General features: G+C 49.8%; 11 protein-coding genes. 3 read left to right on the top strand and 8 right to left on the bottom strand.

What is annotated here, in order from left to right; all coding sequences use genetic code 11:
* Positions 1-106: 106 nt before the first annotated feature.
* Positions 107-424, bottom strand: coding sequence for a hypothetical protein (locus ACK5LI_RS11980; RefSeq protein ID WP_416949612.1), 318 nt, complete (start codon positions 422-424; stop codon positions 107-109).
* 157 nt (positions 425-581) lie between these two features.
* Positions 582-1,091 (bottom strand): nitroreductase family protein, encoded by a 510-nt coding sequence (locus ACK5LI_RS11975; protein WP_416949610.1) that lies wholly within the window; start codon positions 1,089-1,091, stop codon positions 582-584.
* 350 nt (positions 1,092-1,441) lie between these two features.
* On the opposite strand from ACK5LI_RS11975, the gene ACK5LI_RS11970 reads away from it, so the two are divergent.
* Positions 1,442-1,837: a winged helix-turn-helix transcriptional regulator gene (locus ACK5LI_RS11970; RefSeq protein ID WP_416949607.1), complete on the top strand. Its 396-nt coding sequence runs from the start codon at positions 1,442-1,444 to the stop codon at positions 1,835-1,837.
* Positions 1,838-2,046: 209 nt separating this feature from the next.
* On the opposite strand, the gene ACK5LI_RS11965 is transcribed toward ACK5LI_RS11970, so the two are convergent.
* The 3 genes from ACK5LI_RS11965 to ACK5LI_RS11955 form a co-directional block, all read right to left on the bottom strand.
* Positions 2,047-4,764 carry an EAL domain-containing protein gene (locus tag ACK5LI_RS11965; protein WP_416949605.1) on the bottom strand — a complete coding sequence of 906 codons (2,718 nt, stop codon included), beginning with the start codon at positions 4,762-4,764 and terminating at the stop codon, positions 2,047-2,049.
* 93 nt (positions 4,765-4,857) lie between these two features.
* Positions 4,858-5,760, bottom strand: coding sequence for an EamA family transporter RarD (rarD, locus tag ACK5LI_RS11960; RefSeq protein ID WP_416949603.1), 903 nt, complete (start codon positions 5,758-5,760; stop codon positions 4,858-4,860).
* A 68-nt stretch (positions 5,761-5,828) separates the two neighbouring features.
* The gene (locus ACK5LI_RS11955; RefSeq protein WP_416949601.1) at positions 5,829-6,383 is read right to left on the bottom strand and encodes a hypothetical protein; all 555 of its coding nucleotides are present in this window, start codon (positions 6,381-6,383) and stop codon (positions 5,829-5,831) included.
* Positions 6,384-6,572: 189 nt separating this feature from the next.
* Here ACK5LI_RS11955 and ACK5LI_RS11950 point away from each other — a divergent pair, with 189 nt between their 5' ends.
* Positions 6,573-7,433 carry a transporter substrate-binding domain-containing protein gene (locus ACK5LI_RS11950; RefSeq protein WP_416949598.1) on the top strand — a complete coding sequence of 287 codons (861 nt, stop codon included), beginning with the start codon at positions 6,573-6,575 and terminating at the stop codon, positions 7,431-7,433.
* Positions 7,408-10,512, top strand: coding sequence for an EAL domain-containing protein (locus tag ACK5LI_RS11945; RefSeq protein WP_416949717.1), 3,105 nt, complete (start codon positions 7,408-7,410; stop codon positions 10,510-10,512). The genes ACK5LI_RS11950 and ACK5LI_RS11945 overlap by 26 nt, the downstream gene beginning before the upstream one ends.
* A gap of 282 nt (positions 10,513-10,794) precedes the next feature.
* Here the strand turns inward: ACK5LI_RS11945 and ACK5LI_RS11940 are convergent, their stop codons facing one another.
* From ACK5LI_RS11940 to ACK5LI_RS11930, 3 genes are all read right to left on the bottom strand, one after another.
* On the bottom strand, positions 10,795-11,319 hold the full coding sequence (locus ACK5LI_RS11940) for a hypothetical protein (protein WP_416949596.1): 525 nt from the start codon (positions 11,317-11,319) through the stop codon (positions 10,795-10,797).
* Positions 11,320-11,384: 65 nt separating this feature from the next.
* The gene (locus ACK5LI_RS11935; protein ID WP_416949594.1) at positions 11,385-11,849 is read right to left on the bottom strand and encodes a hypothetical protein; all 465 of its coding nucleotides are present in this window, start codon (positions 11,847-11,849) and stop codon (positions 11,385-11,387) included.
* Between the two features lie 266 nt (positions 11,850-12,115).
* Positions 12,116-12,661 (bottom strand): hypothetical protein, encoded by a 546-nt coding sequence (locus tag ACK5LI_RS11930; RefSeq protein WP_416949592.1) that lies wholly within the window; start codon positions 12,659-12,661, stop codon positions 12,116-12,118.
* Positions 12,662-12,896 lie beyond the last annotated feature (235 nt).

Raw genomic sequence — 12,896 nt, 5'->3', positions numbered from 1 at the left:
GGCAGGTTGACCTGGCAAACCAACTCCAGGCTGAGACAGACACAAAACGCAAAAAGCCGCAGGGGTATCCTGCGGCTTTTTAATCTCTCAGCGTGCCAGCCAGAACTTATTGAGTCTTGGCTTCGGGCTCTTCGTCGTCTCTTACCAGTAACGCCAGCGGCATAAAGGGTCCGAGCGGAATCAGATCATACTCAAGCAGTCCATCTTTAACCATGGGCAGCGTATCGATAAGTTTACGCGCCTCATCCAGAGAGGGAACCTCAAGCATCAGCACAGTGCCGGAGCGGTCTTCCCTGAAGTATATCTCGCGAACGATGTCTGCCAGATACATTTTTATGGTGTGATGAACCTCTTTCATAAAAAGTTCACGCACCCTCTCGGGGGTAGCGTCGGGAGAGACTTTATCGATAGCAAGTACTTTCATGCGATGCTCCTTTGATGATGTAAACACATGCGCCGGAAAAAACCTTCAACATGTCTTCGCATGGCAGGTATACGTTTTTTTCCAGTTATTCAAGGGCAGGAGCATGTAACGATGTACTTACAACTTCAAAATACAGCGAAGTTACCCCGCCAGCTTACTACCAGTGATTTCGATGCACCTTTGCCGCGTCAAACCTGTCTTTGGCTCCCGTTTTCTGATCAGGCACTCCCACCACAACCAGCGCCAGCGGCTTTACGCTTTCCGGCAGACCAACCAAGCCGACAAAATTTTTCACGCGGGTTTCATCCGGATAAATTCCTGTCCAGACCGCACCAAGTCCCTGGTCGACAGCCGCCAGCAACATGTTTTGAATAGCTGCGGAACAGTCCTGCACCCAAAATCCGGGATACTTTTCAGCACTAAGATCGCCGCATACAAGAATTGCAAGAGGAGCCTTTGCAGCCATACCTGCATACGGGTGCAACGCAGGAACTTTTTCCAATACGTTACGGTCATCCACAACAACAAACTGCCATGGCTGAGCATTACCTGCGCTAGGGGCCGCCATTGCAGCCCGCAAAAGCACGGTAATCTGCTCTTCGGTTACGGCCTCGTCTGTAAACTTCCGCACGCTTCTGCGCTCTTCTATAGCCTTCATCAGTTCCATGTAAATCCCTCCTGTGCTGTCTGTGCACAGTCACCTAAAATGTTCCGGCCTGCCATTCCTCTGTACTTTGTCAGATGGTAAGGCAACCGGTTATACGAGTAGTAGCAAGTGGTTACACAACCTTCACATCAGTCAAACCGGAACCCGCTAATTATACATACATTCCGTTTAATACAGATGGCATAACCCTCTATGACCTGCTGGTTTATAAAAAGACTAAAACGAAAAGTTATATTTTATGCAAGTACACACAATTAAGTCACCCAGTATGCTTTTTGTAACCATACATGCTTGCAGGAAACCAAAAGCGACATTATTATAAAAAATCGCTACTGCAATAAGGAGATTTTATGGGCGGCAATTGTACCCTTAAACACTGTGCTGGAAGAAATTATTATTGTTCAGTCGAACTTACTATCCAGCTTATCGGCGGAAAATGGAAACCGATAATTCTGTACCATCTGGGAACACAAGGCACCTACAGGTTCGGCGAGCTTCGCCGGAGTATCCCCAACATAACCCAGAAAATGCTTACACAGCAGCTGCGTGAACTGGAGCGGGACGGGATTGTCGACAGAAAGGTCTACCCTGAAGTGCCGCCCAAAGTGGAATATACACTTTCTGAAACCGGCCAGACTATCATGCCTGTTCTGAAGCAGCTCTGTAAATGGGGAAAAGATTACGAAGAGCGCTTTGGTATTGTAGAAGTTGAATCTGAAGTGGAAGAAAAAAACAGCGCAGCCTGACAGGCAGGTTACAATAAAGCAAATAAATATCCCCCATAACGTGCTGTGTCCGGCATTTTATGGGGGATTGTTTATGGCGGATATTGGTTGAAAAAGAAAAAATCTGCCGGAGCCGGAGCATTCTTAAATTATTCTGAAAGCAACGTCCGTTGTCAGCTGCACAAGTCATACTTCGTACAGCACTTTTCTGCAGAGCACGTGCTGTAAGCCTAAGAAGCCATCGGAACAACTAAGTTGCTGGATAAAAGGGCCTCTGCCACTCCAACGGGCAAGGGCTTATGGAAATAGTAGCCCTGAACATGCGAGCAGCCCAGATTGCGCAGCACTTCCAGCTGCCTGTATGTTTCAACGCCTTCAGCAATAGTGCTCATATTCAGGCTGCGCGCAAGCACAATAATGCTTCGTACAATCTCAAGGCAGCCTGCCTGATCTTCCATGGAGCAAACAAACATTCTGTCAACTTTCAACGTGTCAACAGGCAACTTTTGCAGATAAGCCAATGACGAATATCCTGTTCCGAAATCATCAATTGCCAGCTGCACCCCGAGTTCCTTCAAGCGGTGCATCATGCCCAATGCAGTCTCTGCGTTGGACATAATCGTGGACTCTGTAATTTCCAGTTTCAGCTGGTGCGGGAGTAATCCCGATTCGTTAAGAATAGCGCTTATAGCCAACACCAGATCCGGCTGTAAAAATTGACGGGCAGAAAGATTTACAGAAAGAAACAGCGAGTCGCATCCGGGGTACAGCCTGCACCAGCGGGCCATTTCAAAGCAGGACTTACGCAACACATTCATTCCGATATCGATAATAAGCCCGCTTTCCTCTGCAAGAGGAATGAACTGGTCAGGCCTGATAAGTCCTTTTTCCGGATGATTCCACCTGATAAGCGCTTCAAAGCCGGTCAGAGAGCTGTCTGAAGCCCGCTGCACGGGCTGGTATTCCACAAAAAACTCATCACGCTGCAGTGCATGGCGCATGTCGTTTTCCAGCGCCATCACACTTGCCGCCTGTGCAAGCATTTTCTGCTGAAAAACTTTCAGCTTATCTCTACCTTGCGCCTTTGCACGGTACATGGCGATACTGGCATTACGAACCACACTCTGCGCGCTACCGTTTTCCGCACCGTAGTCAAAGACCATACCGATGCTGCAGCTTACGCAGACTTCTTCACCCTCAAGGCGGACAGGCTCTTTGAAAACCTGCTTAATGCTTCTGGCGATGCGAACAGCCCTGCGCGGACCATCCAGTTCTTCCAGCACGATTACGAACTCATCACCGCCAAAACGGGCAACAGTATCGTAGTGGCGTACCGACGTAACCAGCCGCTCGGCAAGAACCGCAAGGACCTTGTCTCCATACTCATGGCCAAGGCTATCGTTCACAATTTTAAACCGGTCTACATCAAGAAATAAGACGGCGTACCCGACCCCTTCCCTCGGGATACTGCGGGTCATGGCCTCTCTGATACGGGAAAGACAAAGCGCCCTGTTGGCAAGACCTGTCAGCTCATCGTGTAACGCTTTGTAATCAAGCTCTTTTTCCATCATCTTGCTTTCAGTTACATCTCTGACAGAGGAACGGACCCCTTGCTGTATCCCGTCCGAAGTCCAGACTTCACGCCCGACCATGGATACCCACCGGACTTTACCGAACCGGGTAATTATTCGGTATTCAAGTGACTCACCTTCCAGCATCTGCTGTGCACCCATGTGCATTTTAAAAACAGGAAGATCGTCTTTATGGATTATTTTTTCCAGCAAATCTCTGTCGGCGGAAAACTCTGAAACTGGATATCCTGTGATTCGTTCGCAGGAAGGAGATACATAAACGAGCTGCCCCTCGGCATTATGCCACATTTCCATGTCATAAGCGGTGTCAGCCAGCTGGCGATAGAGTTCCTCAGACCTTCTGAGCGACTTGGTACTTTGTTCCCGCAGAAACCACAAAAAAAACAAAGCAAGCATCAGAAAAGCACTGCCTGCAAGGAACCCCTGCAAGCGGCTCACATCATACAGACTGGCATTAATCTCGTGTACCGGAGAAGAAAGGCTGATTACTATGCTGTAGGGTTCAAGCGGCACTCTGCTCCACGCAACAATTTTACGAACTTTCTGACGATTGCTGCGAGAAATAAATTCATACACTCCAGTCCCTTCAACGGAACTAAGCATCCGGGAATCAATTTTCTGCAATTCGGGAAAACCTGAGTGCATTCCATCAAAAACATTACGCCCGATAACGTCAGCTTCCGCATCAAAAAGGATATTGCCCCGTTGGTCCAGCACATAGCCCGATCCGCTTTCACCGATTTTTAACTCGCCCGCAAAATGAGCGGACAATTTTTTCATATTGATAACAGCTACAACAAAAACACCAGGTTCAGCTTCGGATATGAGCTGCATTCCGGCAAGAGGTATATTGTCCACCATGACGGTTTCATACCAGTGTCCTTGGAGCCGGATGGACTGCGGAGGATGGAGCAAGGTCTGGTGGCCCCATACTCTGGCCTGCCCCCGGATAGCTGCAGAAGTTCCGGGCCTGACAACAATGCCTTCAGCCCCCGTTGCAATATTACTGTAACTTACAGCAGTAAGGCTGGGATAGGACTCGAAGATGCGCAGTATCTGCGGTGAAAGAGATTCCAGTTCGGTTTCAGAGGAATCAAGTTCAAAAGGAATTGAGTGAACTCGCAAGGTATTCGCAAGTGATGCGAGATGCCCTGTCATGGCTTCGGATGCCAAAGAGGTCATCAGGCTTTGTTGCCTTAGAAAAAGGCTTTCATGCTCCTGCAATGCCTGCTTTGCAACATGATGAGAAAGCGAAAGAACAACAGAAAGAATAGCACAGGCCGCTGCAATCAGCAGCAGTGTCTGGCGTGGCAAAGACCTTTTTGCAAAGGCCGGATGTGAAGCAGAAAAAAACAAAGCCCTCCTCCTTCAGGCCGTAGAGTACCCAAAGGAATAAGAAATGCAATACAATATTACGCTTCACTAATAAAAATGATCTTACAATACTGTTTATCCACGGACACGACGTAGTTTGCGACGTCTCCACAAAGGCTCGCCACTGTATATTGCAACTGCACACCATATGAAACAGAAAGAAACAAGCCGTGATACTGGAAATGGCTCATTGAAGACAAAGACTCCAAGGCCAAAGGCGATACTCGGGGCAATATATTGCAATATGCCTACTGTTCCCAGATGCATTCTGCGGGCGGCAAAAGCAAATAAAAGCAAAGGAACAGAAGTGCAGACTCCGGCTCCGGCAAGCAGCAAGGAAACTTCGACTCCGGCATGGCCGAATGCTCCGCCGTTTCCGTCAAGCCATAATAGATACACAAGCGTAGCGGGAGTCAGAACTGCCGTTTCAAAAAAAAGGCCCGGAACAGATTCCACATTGGCGGTTTTACGCAGCAGACCGTAAACACTGAAAGAACAGGCAAGAGTAAGAGCTACCCAAGGCAATTTGCCCAGCATTGCAAGCTGAACACCGACACCGCAGGCAGCCAGTGCCAAGGCAATCTTTTGAGCCTTGCTGAGCTTCTCACCCAAAAAAAGGCAGCCCAGCAACACGTTAAGCAGCGGAGTGATATAGTAGCCGAGGCTGGTCTCAATAACTCTGCCGTCATTCACTGCCCATATATACAGAAACCAGTTACCACCTACCAGAATTCCCGCTGCAGCCATTCTGATCCTGTTACGGGTCGAGCCCATCGCAACACGCAATTCAGCCCAGCGTCGTGTCATATGCATAAGCACGGCAACAAAGAACAAAGACCAGACAATGCGGTGACAAAGCACCTCAAAAGGAGGAACGCTTTGCAGCATCTTCCAGTAAAGAGGAAGAAGCCCCCACAATACAAACGCACATACAGCAGCAACCGCACCGACGGCAGAACTGTTACCAGAAGCCTGCATCAAGAATATCCTTTTACAAAAAAAAAGCCGGAACCCGCAGGCTCCGGCTACAAAATACAACCGTTACATCAGCGGGAAAAGCTACGTTCAAACAGGTCGCGAATAGCCTTAATGCCATTATCCTGCATAAAACGCGTTCCTGTGGCAGTAAAATGCCTGTGCCGGACAACAGGCGCTTCGACCAGCTGCCAATGGTTTTTGTCCCAGCGATACCAGTTACCACGGTCCTGATCAAAAACATACAGGGGCTTATTGCAGATTTTTGCAAATTCTGCCCCCCAGCCGGTGCCGCCCTTAACAGTATGGTCTTCCATAATAGACCCCACGACAAAGACCTCATGTCCGCTGCTGACCTGCCAGCAGATAGACTGCAAAACTTTGCGGAACAGTGGAGCGCTGGTGTAATTACGATTCATCAGACGCGAAACATAGGTCAGGCTGACATCTTTAAGTGCAAGTTCTTCATTGGTCAGCACACGAACCCCTCTCCCACGCTCCGACTGGTGCCCTTCAAAACTGTAGTTCACTTCTTCCAGTCCGAACTCTTCAGCAAGCTGTCCGAAAACAGACTCGGCACCACGTGCCCCGCCGCTGTAGAGGATGCATTCTTTGGGATTAAGCATTGGAGAACCTCCAGAATGTAGCAGAGTGAATCAGAACGCCACATAGCCGCAGCAGAAACACAGGCTGCAGCCCTGAAATTGTAATATACAATAAGTAAGCCGCTGTACACCCCGCAACCCGCCAAACTGAAACACGATGCCCTCTGCCGGCTCTTCCATTTTGTCATATTTTACAGTAGTTATCCCCTCATGCCATCCCGCGACTTACTCCTCAAAACATTACAATTCCTTATATTGTCATCTCTGCTTCTGGGTGCTTCCGCAATTACCGCCCTTGCCCATCTGGAAAGACAGGGCAGCCATATGACTGTTGTGGGAGATATCCACGGCTGGCCATATGAGTCTATCAACAGCGTAGGAGAGCCGCGGGGCCTGTTGCCGGATATCTGGCACCTATGGGAAAAGCATTCGGGCATTGAGGTCAACTACATCCAGATGCCTTTTGAACAAGCCCTCAAAGCCTTGCGTAATGGCACAGCGGACGCCTTCAGCGGCCTTGTTGATGATCAGGCCCGCGATGCAGGACTTACCCCCGGCCCTGCTATCCTCACTGTTCCCACCTCCATTTTTTTTGAAAGCAACATGTACGGCATTACGGACATCAATGACCTTACCGGGTTCCGTATCGGCGTTGTAAGAAACTCTGCCGCCGAACACCACCTGCGAGAACGATACCCCACATTACAGCTGGCCCTGTACAACAACACCGGCGAAATAATTGCCGCGGCTCTGGCTGGCGATCTCAGGGTCTTTTTAAGTGAAGTCCCTTCCACCACATCCTTACTGTCACGCCACAAAAGCCAACATAAACCTACGTTCCGTCACTCCAGACCGGTTTTCACACAGCATCTGAAAATCCAGACACTGAATGCCGACTTAACAGCAGATATCATCACAGCAGGCTTTGCTGAAATTCCCCCTCAGGAGCTGTCGCGGGTTCAGTCGGAATGGCGCGGGGCAATAATCACACATTCTTCGGTATTCACTCCGTGGGTATTAGGATTCAGCGCTTTTTGCCTGTTAACTGCCATCGTCGTTTTTTTTACGTAACAGACGCCTGCGCCGCGAACTCGACCGTAACGATACATCTTATAGACGGCTGCGGAAATTCTACCGCCACATCGAGCAGCATCTTCCGCCGCACATATGCTTTTTCCGCCTGCGGCTTGACGGTAGAATTCTGTACCTGAGCCCTCAGATCGAGCATATTCTCGGCAAACCGGCCGAGGAACTGCTGCAAGACATAAAAGCCCTTGCAGTAGACCACAACGGGGCTGTCGCAATCCAGAAGATGCTTCAGTCAGCAAGCCTGCTACACCCCCTGCCAGCTGTGACATTCCAGACACGACACAGCAACGGCTCCATGCGCGAACTGGAAATCAACGCCGGTGCAACGCAGGACAACTTGGGGGATCAGATAAGCATAGAGGGCTTCATACGAGATACAACCCGCAGAAGAAATGCAGAAGAAGCACTCCGCAAAGCTGAAGAACGCTACAGAGCCATCTTTGAATATGCCCCTGTAAGTATTTTCAGAGCAACGCGTGAAGGACGCTACCTACAGGTAAATCCCGAATTTGCCCGCGTGTGGGGTGCCGATTCGCCTGAACAGATGGTCAAAGAAGTTACGGACATCTCAAAGCAGATTTACACATCAACGAACCATAGAAATCAGCTGTTAGACCAGCTGGCGCACAAAGGACGCATACATAATATAGAGCACAAGCTCAGACGCAGAGACGGTTCAATATTCTGGGCACTGACAAACGTCAGAGCAATTCAGGAGCACGAGGGTGAAGGTGATTATGAAGGGTTCATGCACGACATTACCGAATATAAGTCGATGCAGCAGCAGCTTCACAAAACATCTACCCAGTTACTCAACATCATAGACTTCCTTCCAGACGCCACGATGGTTATAGATGCAAAAAAATGCATTCTGGCGTGGAACAAGGCAATGGAAAGTCTGACAGACGTACCCCAACGTGACGCTCTGGGACAGGGGCCGGCATTTTATAATGATCTTTTTCTTGAACGCGGTACCCCTCTGCTCTGTGACTTTGTTTTTGAACCACAAAAAGCCGATGCGCTGCTGCAACGTCAGGCTGCCAATTCCGGACTGCACACCAAGACTGCCATCCAGCTTGAACGTGTGGAGCATACGTGGATTGCAGAATTTCCCATGACAGCCAGCACTGGTAAAAAACACATCTGGGCCGCTGCGTCTCCTCTGTTTGATGATAAAGGAGACATGACCGGGGCCATTAAATGCCTGCGTGACATCACAGCCAGAAAGCAAGATGAAAATATTTCCAATATTCTTTTCCACATATCAAACGCCATCAACATCACCCACGATCTTAAAGAGCTGTTTATAACCATCCACACGGTGCTGAACAGTTATGTCGATGCCCGCAATTTTTACTTTGCTCTGGTCAATGAAAAAAAAGACCGGCTGGAATTTCCATATTTTTCTGATGAACGCCACCGCAACATTCTGCCACTGGACAACATCAGCAGTCCGGATGTGCAGAGCGGTACACTGGATGTTATCCGCGGCGGTGAACAGATAAAGCTGTACGCCTCTGACATCCGCGCTTACTCGCACATGCAGGGCCCGATTTCTCAATGCTGGTTAGGCACCCCGCTTAAAATCCGCGACAAAGTCATCGGCTGCATGACCATTCAGCATTACGAAAATCAGGACTTCATTACAGAACGTGACTCGGCTCTGATGACTGCCATTTCCGAGCAGGTGGCTCTTGCCATTGAACGGAAGCGGAATGAAGAGCTGCTCACGCATCAGGCGCTGCACGATTCACTTACGGCGTTGCCTAACAGAACACTCTTCCATGAACGCCTTGAACGTTGTGTTTCGCGTGCAGGGCGCTCGGAAAACTACAATTTTGCGGTGCTGATGCTTGATCTTGACCGATTTAAACTGGTCAATGACACCATGGGGCACTTGGCAGGAGATCTGCTGCTGCAGACAATTGCACGTCGCGTCCAGCCCATCCTGCGTGCTTCGGACACTATCGCGCGCCTTGGTGGTGATGAATTTGCCATTCTGCTGGAAGAATTCAAAACTCCCAGAGATGTTGTCAAACTTATCAAGCGGCTGTCCAATATCATTGAACAACCTGTGCATGTCGGCGGCAAAGCAATTGAGACGACAGCCAGCATAGGCATTGTTCTGCGCACTGCGGACTATCATAGTGCTCAGGATATCATGCGCGATGCTGATATTGCCATGTATCAGGCCAAAGCGCAGGGTAAAGGGTGCTTCAAAGTATTCAACCAGAGTATGCACCAGCAGGCCATGCTTGCACTCACCATGGAAAACGACCTTGCCAGCGCACTCCGCGCTGAAAAACTGCACATTGAGTACCAGCCCATCATCGATGCACTTACGCTTTCCATTGTCGGCGTAGAAGCTCTGGCGCGCTGGAACCATCCGGAGCAAGGCCCCATATCCCCTGCCCGGTTTATTCCTGTTGCAGAAGACAGCGGCCTTATTTTTAAACTGGGAAGCTGGATTCTGGAAAAAAGCTGCACAGATATGGCACGATGGAAACAACTGTTCCCGCTGGCAAAAGATATGTTTATTTCCGTCAACCTTTCTGCACGACAGACATCGCAATCCGGCCTGACGACAACAGTTGAGCGGGCTCTCATAGCATCCGGTCTGGACGCGGAAGCATTAAAACTGGAAATAACAGAAACAGCCATCATGGCAGACCCGGACAGTGCGCTGCAACGCATAAGCAGACTGCGTGATCTGGGAGTAAAAATGGCCATTGATGATTTCGGTACCGGATACAGCTCACTGGCCTATCTTCAGCGCTTCCCCGTGGATACACTGAAAATCGACAGATCATTCATCAGTTCTCTTCTGTCTGATCCGGAGTGTAAAGAAATCGTGCGGGCTATTGTGGTGCTGGCACATAGCCTCAACTTGTCTGTGGTCGCGGAAGGAGTGGAAACTGCAGAGCAGCTTGAAGTGGTTAAAGAGCTCCAGTGCGGAGCAGTGCAAGGATACTACTTCCATAAACCGATGCTGCAGGAACAGTTTGAGCAATTACTACAGACGCTACAACAAAACACTGCCAGCCACGCTGTAAACAGCTAACCACGCTGTTTTACAAGCATAGGAAACAACAAACACCGTAATCCTTTTGCTTTCACCTGTCCGTAAGGATGGTTGTGCTTTTGCGACATGCCGCACCACAATCACAATTTTCACAAAGTCAGGGCACCACACCCTGCCCGACTCTGCAAAATGTAAAAAGCCTGTGCCGGAGCGCAGGCTTACAAAAACGCATACAGATTCAACAGACAAAACGAGCTACAGGAAACCGTTCGCCGCAGTACGAATGACTTCCGGATATAACCAGCGAAACTCAAAACAAGTCTATTCAGGCCGAACCAGTTCACCGGCCCCCTGAGCACTGGTTCCACGGCCATCGCGCCCTGCACCTGCCGACTCGCCCAGCTTGCCGAGCAATTCCGAAAGTTGCTGTTGCAGTTGCATCAACTCGCTACGCTTGGCTTCAAGCATATTCTGCTTAAGCTCTTCAGGCATTATCTTCTGTTCAATTTCCCTGATTTCCTGCTTAAGCTTTTCGATTCGTTCTTTGATGCGGTCTATAGCCTGCTCTACAGAAGTTTTGTCTTCATCCTCTTTTTCCACTTTACCTGATGTGGAAGTGAACGACTGACCGAACTCTTCATCCGCCTTGCGGCGCGCCTCGTCAGAAATTTCAACAACTATGCCGCCACCCGAAGCCTGATTTACGGCCTGCTGCGCTTCGGCAGCGGTACCGGTATGCAGTGTTCCCGCTGCAGTCTTACGCGGGCCGAATTCTGCCCCGTCCATTTGCAAATCACGGCGAATGGCATCCATGCCAAGGGGGAATCGATCAAAACTGATAGCCATGTTTCACCTCCGTCTCATACTATTATCGGACGGATGACCGTTCTCTATAGATCTAAATTCTTCGGCTACCCTTGCAGAGAAGCCAGCAGTGCCTGTAGTTGCTGCCGTAGCTGGTTGATCTGAGAATAAAGCGGGCCTGTCGCCTGCTCTTTCTGTTCATCCGACATGCTGCTTTGCATTATCTCCTGAATTTTCTCTTCCAGCGCCTCTATCTGTTTTTCCAGCTGCGCCACCTGTTCCTGCCCGCCGCTCGCAAATGTTTTAGTCTCTTCGCCCTGAGCCTTTGCTCTGGCTTTTATGCTCTCTACGGTTTCTTCCTCCTCTTCCCTGATTCCCCTTGCATGGCGGCTGTTTTCCACTGCCTTGCTCTTCTGTTCTTCCATCAGGCGCCATGCTTCAGCAGAAATACTAACTCTATCTCCGCTGCCGCTCATTCCTACAGCCCGTGGTGAGGAATCAGCTTGTTCAGAAGCTCCGGTTGCCGCTTCCAGCTTCCAAAACTCCAATCCACGGTATCCGCTGATCTGCATGATATTCTCCTTGGTTCAAATAACTACCGCAAAGAACTCAGCCACTGCTAAAGAGGCAAAATATTCCTTAGCAACTCAAATATGCAAAAGCCGTTCACAATTGGAGTCTACCCATACGGTATATAAGCATCCTTTCTCTTTCTGCAGACTGCATCCGCACGTTCATCACCTACAACTGTCTGCAGGAAAATAAAAAAACGTCCGGTCAGATAGACCGGACGTTTTACGGCATTGATTCCTGCAGGAACCATTGCTGGTATATATCGCTAGATGGTGCAGCGCAGCATTTTAAGGCCCTGACGGAACAAAATTTCCACTTTGTCAGGTTTGATAAGCTGCTGAACTTTTCCCACGCCGAATGTAGGATGAGAGACGACCTCGCCCACTTCGTAAGTTTTCTTCATGCTGTACGGTGTACCGTCGCGGTCTTCGGACTCGGTGATAGCTTTCAGCCATACTTCTGCAGTCTGAGCAGCTTCACGGGCGGCACGGGCAGCAGCACGTGTGTCAGCAGCCTTACGGGCTGCCTCGGAACGCGATGCAGACACAGTGCGTTCGCCACTGGCAGCGGAAGCACGAGGAGCAGCAGACTCGCGCGAGGCACCGGCACGCACTTTCTTCACGGCAGGAGCCTGCGGTTTGGATTTGGGCTGCTTGGGTGCGCGATACTTATGCTCACTTCCGCAAGCTTTACACTGAACTTTGACAACTTCGTTGCCTACCATAGCCACGATAACGTGGCCAGTAACGTCATTGCATCTGGTGCAGCTGGTGGTAATGTTATCGCCAGCCGTCAGTCCGGATGTGCTCATGGGATCCCCTTCTGTTTCAGACGGATTATAATCCGTATACGAACCTGTCGAAGTCCGGCGTATACAACCGGCAAAAAATGAGCCACAGGACGAACCTGTGGCGGAAAGCCTCATAGGGCGGACGGGCTTAATACGCCTTTGCCGTCCGCATGGCAACCCCGCAAACACCCTGTTGCCGCATGAATCAAATAAAAAGGCCCCCGACAAAGCACGCCGGAGGCCTTCAGGCTTACAG

Origin of the sequence: Oleidesulfovibrio sp. (assembly GCF_047973035.1) — a bacterium.
Lineage (GTDB): Bacteria > Desulfobacterota > Desulfovibrionia > Desulfovibrionales > Desulfovibrionaceae > Oleidesulfovibrio.
This window is presented reverse-complemented; position numbering and strand designations above follow the sequence as displayed.

What these genes read in the sequence shown, in the direction of transcription:
- ACK5LI_RS11975 (WP_416949610.1), bottom strand. Translation starts at nt 1,091, where the DNA reads ATGGAACTGATGAAGGCTATAGAAGAGCGCAGAAGCGTGCGGAAGTTT.
- ACK5LI_RS11950 (WP_416949598.1), top strand. Translation starts at nt 6,573, where the DNA reads ATGCCATCCCGCGACTTACTCCTCAAAACATTACAATTCCTTATATTG.
- ACK5LI_RS11955 (WP_416949601.1), bottom strand. Translation starts at nt 6,383, where the DNA reads ATGCTTAATCCCAAAGAATGCATCCTCTACAGCGGCGGGGCACGTGGT.
- ACK5LI_RS11970 (WP_416949607.1), top strand. Translation starts at nt 1,442, where the DNA reads ATGGGCGGCAATTGTACCCTTAAACACTGTGCTGGAAGAAATTATTAT.
- ACK5LI_RS11980 (WP_416949612.1), bottom strand. Translation starts at nt 424, where the DNA reads ATGAAAGTACTTGCTATCGATAAAGTCTCTCCCGACGCTACCCCCGAG.
- ACK5LI_RS11935 (WP_416949594.1), bottom strand. Translation starts at nt 11,849, where the DNA reads ATGCAGATCAGCGGATACCGTGGATTGGAGTTTTGGAAGCTGGAAGCG.
- ACK5LI_RS11930 (WP_416949592.1), bottom strand. Translation starts at nt 12,661, where the DNA reads ATGAGCACATCCGGACTGACGGCTGGCGATAACATTACCACCAGCTGC.
- rarD (WP_416949603.1), bottom strand. Translation starts at nt 5,760, where the DNA reads ATGCAGGCTTCTGGTAACAGTTCTGCCGTCGGTGCGGTTGCTGCTGTA.
- ACK5LI_RS11940 (WP_416949596.1), bottom strand. Translation starts at nt 11,319, where the DNA reads ATGGCTATCAGTTTTGATCGATTCCCCCTTGGCATGGATGCCATTCGC.